A 3419-nucleotide genomic window follows, 5' to 3' on the forward strand; every position below is an offset into this window, starting at 1 on the left:
CGTCCACTGTGGACTGTGGCGGCCGAGCTGGAGCAAATCTGGAGCAGGCGGTCGCTCCGGGCGAAATGTTGTCAGCTGTGTGCTCCAGTCTCGGTGCCCGAGTCGACCGCCACCGCCCCACCGCCGCCGCGCGTCACCACCACCACGGGCACGTGCTCGGCCAGCGCCAGCGCGGCGCGCTCGGGGGTGTCCGCCCGGGTGTACCGCTGGGCCTCGGCGTCGTTGGGCAGGAACACGTCGTACTGCTCCAGCCGCCGCAGCAGCTCGGGCGCCCACAGCTCGGTCCGGTCCCACCCGATGTCGGCGAACAGCAGGGCGCCCTGATCCTTGGCCTGCGCCACCCACCGCTCGTCCTCGGCGGCCACGTGCACGAAGCAGGCACGCGTGCGGGGCGGCGGGTCGAGGATCTCGTCGGCCGACACCGGCGGCCGGTGGCCGTGCGTCACCATCGACCGGTCGCGGTCCATGGCCATGGACACGGTCACCGGGGAGTGCCAGCCGTAGAACCGGCGGCAGTAGCTGAGGTCGACGCCCTCCTGCTCGGCCAGGACCTCCCAGCAGAAGTCGCCGTAGACGTCCTCGCCGAACGCGGCCGACAGCGCGGTGCGCAGTTGCAGCCTGCTCAGCGCCACGGCGAGGTTGGCGATGCCGCCGGGGCACGAGCCCAGCCCCTCGGCCCACACCTCGGTGCCCGGCGCGGGCGGTCGGGGCAGGCCGGTGAAGATGATGTCCAGGAACACCGTCCCGGACAGCAGCACGTCGAAGGCGGTGTCCGGACTCGATCCGGGCGAGGACGACGGGTCCGGCACGAGCGCGGGCACGAGCGGAGGCGTGACGGCCATGGCCTTACGATGCCAGGCCGGGTCAGCCGTCGACAGCCGCGAACATCTCGCGCATACGGGCCAGCGCACGGTGTTGCGCGACGCGCACCGCTCCCGGTGTCGAGCCGACCGCGACCGCCGTCTCCTCCGCCGACAGGCCCACCGCGACCCGCAGCACCAGGATCTCGCGCTGCCGCTCGGGCAGCTTCCGCAGCAGCTGCGTGATGTGGCCGATCAGCTCGCCGGTCATGGCGCGCTGCTCCGGCCCGGCCTCCAGGGTCGGCGTGTCCGGCAGTTCGGGCACGACCTCGGACCGGCTGCGCACCGCCCGCCTCCGGGCGTCGGCCACCTTGTGCGCGGCGATCCCGTACACGAAGGCCAGGAACGAGCCGGGCTCGTAGCGGTAGGTGCCCAGCGCGGACACGACGGCCAGGCACACCTCCTGGGCGATGTCCTCGGCCGAGACGAGCGTGCGCTCGCGCGAGCCGACCCGCGCGCGGCAGTAGCGCAGCACCAGCGGCTGGATGCGCGCCAGGAGCTGGCCGGTCGCACGCGGGTCCCCCACCAGCGCCTCGTTGACCAGCTCGGACAGCTCGGCCTCGGCCAGCCACTGCGCGGTCACCCGGTGCGGGCCCCCGCCCACGACCAGCCTGACCTCGGGACGACCGGGTACGTCCGTGTCGTCGCGGACCGCGCCGACCCCCACTTCGACGTCGGCTCGCACGGATGCGTGCTGCACCATCCGGCGACCTCCTCACGCTCGTCAACCCTCCGGCGCATCCCGGCTCATTGATGAGGAGCGCGCAGCGACGCTCCTGATACGGAACACCCCAAAAGCTGACCACGATCGGGGGGCGAGCGACCCGAACGGCACCCGGCCGTGACCGTGGATGAGCCGAACGGCCGAGTGACGGCCTCCGCTGCTACACCGTGGCGTACTGCCGGACACCCGCACAGCCCACTCGAAACCCCGCTTCGGAGTAAGGGGGCGGGACTCCCACCTCGGCCGGAACGGGGTCGTGGCGGCCGGGCGGCCGCCGGGGAGGGCGGCGCGGGGGACGTCGGCGCGGACCGCCACGGGAGAATGCGCGGCGGAACGCGTGGACCGGGCGAGGATGGGGTTGACGAGCACGGTGATCGAACAGCTGAGCGTGCGGACCGACGAGGGCGACTTCGACGCGATCGCGGCGGGCCCCGAGGACGGCAGGCCGGTGCTCCTGCTGCACGGCTTCCCGGAGGCCGCCTCGGAGTGGGAGCACCAGGTGGCGGTGCTGGGCCGCGAGGGGTTCCGGGCGGTGGCGTTCGACCAGCGGGGCTACTCCCCCGGCGTGCGGCCGGAGCGTGCCGCCGACTACGGCGTCGACGCGCTGGTGGGTGACGTGCTCGCGGTGGCGGACTCGTTCGGCTGGTCGGCGTTCGACCTGGTCGGCCACGACTGGGGCGGCGCGGTGGCCTGGTGGACCGCCGCCGAGCACCCCGAGCGGCTGCGGAAGCTGACCGTGGTGTCCACGCCGCACCCCGGCGCGCTGGCCGAGGCCCTGCGCACGGACGAGGACCAGCACCTGCGGTCCGGGTACATGACGGAGTGGCGCAACAGCGGCACCGAGAAGCGGATGCTCGCGGACGACGGCGCGGCGCTGCGGCAGATGTTCGAGTGGCGGGTGCCGCCGAGCCGGGTGGACGAGTACGTGCGGCGGCTGTCCGAGCCGGGCGCGCTGACCGCCGCGCTGAACTGGTACCGCGCCGGCCGGCCGGGTGGGAAGGCCGGGAAGGTGTCCGTGCCGACGATGTACGTGTGGAGCACGGAGGACGTGGCGTTCGGCTCGACCGCGGCGCTGGCCACCGGCGACTGGGTCACCGGCCCGTACCGGTTCGAGATGCTGGAGGACCTGTCGCACTGGGTGCCGGAGGAGGCGCCGGAGGTGCTGACGTCGCTGATCCTGGAGCATCTCTCGTCCTGATTGAACCGGTGCCGCCGTGCGGCACGTGTTCTCGCGTATGACGGAGTTGACCTACTCGGAGCGCAGGGTCGCCACCCTCGCCGCGTGTGGCCACAGCAACCGCGCGATCGCCCTGCGGTTGCACATCACGGTGAGCACCGTGGAACAGCACCTGACCAGGGTCTACCGCAAGTTGGCGGTGGCCAGCCGGGCCGAGTTGAAGGGGCACCGGGCCTTAGTGTGACCCCATGAGGGTCGCGGGGTTGCTGCTCGCCGCGGGTGCCGGGCGGCGGTTCGGCGGTCCGAAGGCGCTGGTGTCGCACGGCGGGGAGTTGTGGGTCGACCGGGCCGCGGGCGTGCTGAAGGACGCCGGGTGCGCGCCGGTCGTCGTCGTGCTCGGCGCCGCGGCGTCGTCGGTGCGCGCGCGGGCGGCGCTGGACGGCTGCGTCGTGGTGGACAACCCCGACTGGGCCACCGGCATGGGCTCGTCGCTGCGCGCGGGCCTGGAGGCGCTGACGGGCGCCGGCGTGGACGCGGTCGTCGTGCTGCCGGTGGACACGCCGGGCGTCACGGCGGCGGCGGTCGAACGCGTGCGGGCGTCGGCGTCACCCGCGGCGCTGGCGCCCCCCACGTTAGACGGCGCACCCGGCCCCCCCGT

4 protein-coding genes and 1 pseudogene are annotated in these 3419 nt (G+C 73.8%); 3 read left to right on the top strand and 2 right to left on the bottom strand.

Going from position 1 to position 3419, the window contains the following annotated elements; translation table 11 throughout:
- Positions 1–71: 71 nt before the first annotated feature.
- Complete coding sequence (locus AB0G02_RS32055; RefSeq protein ID WP_360801594.1) at positions 72–842, bottom strand: PfkB family carbohydrate kinase; 771 nt, start codon at positions 840–842, stop codon at positions 72–74.
- 22 nt (positions 843–864) lie between these two features.
- Positions 865–1563, bottom strand: coding sequence for an RNA polymerase sigma factor ShbA (gene shbA / locus AB0G02_RS32060; protein ID WP_360801597.1), 699 nt, complete (start codon positions 1561–1563; stop codon positions 865–867).
- 391 nt (positions 1564–1954) lie between these two features.
- On the opposite strand from shbA, the gene AB0G02_RS32065 reads away from it, so the two are divergent.
- From AB0G02_RS32065 to AB0G02_RS32075, 3 genes and pseudogenes are all read left to right on the top strand, one after another.
- Positions 1955–2782, top strand: a complete 828-nt coding sequence (locus AB0G02_RS32065; protein ID WP_360801603.1) for an alpha/beta hydrolase — start codon at positions 1955–1957, stop codon at positions 2780–2782.
- A gap of 46 nt (positions 2783–2828) precedes the next feature.
- Positions 2829–3005: pseudogene (locus AB0G02_RS32070) on the top strand (helix-turn-helix transcriptional regulator); the annotation flags it as partial.
- Between the two features lie 4 nt (positions 3006–3009).
- The coding region (locus AB0G02_RS32075) for an NTP transferase domain-containing protein (RefSeq protein ID WP_360801600.1) at positions 3010–3419 on the top strand (410 nt) is incomplete at its 3' end.

This window comes from Actinosynnema sp. NPDC023658 (assembly GCF_040639995.1).
In the GTDB taxonomy this organism is placed as follows: domain Bacteria; phylum Actinomycetota; class Actinomycetes; order Mycobacteriales; family Pseudonocardiaceae; genus Actinosynnema.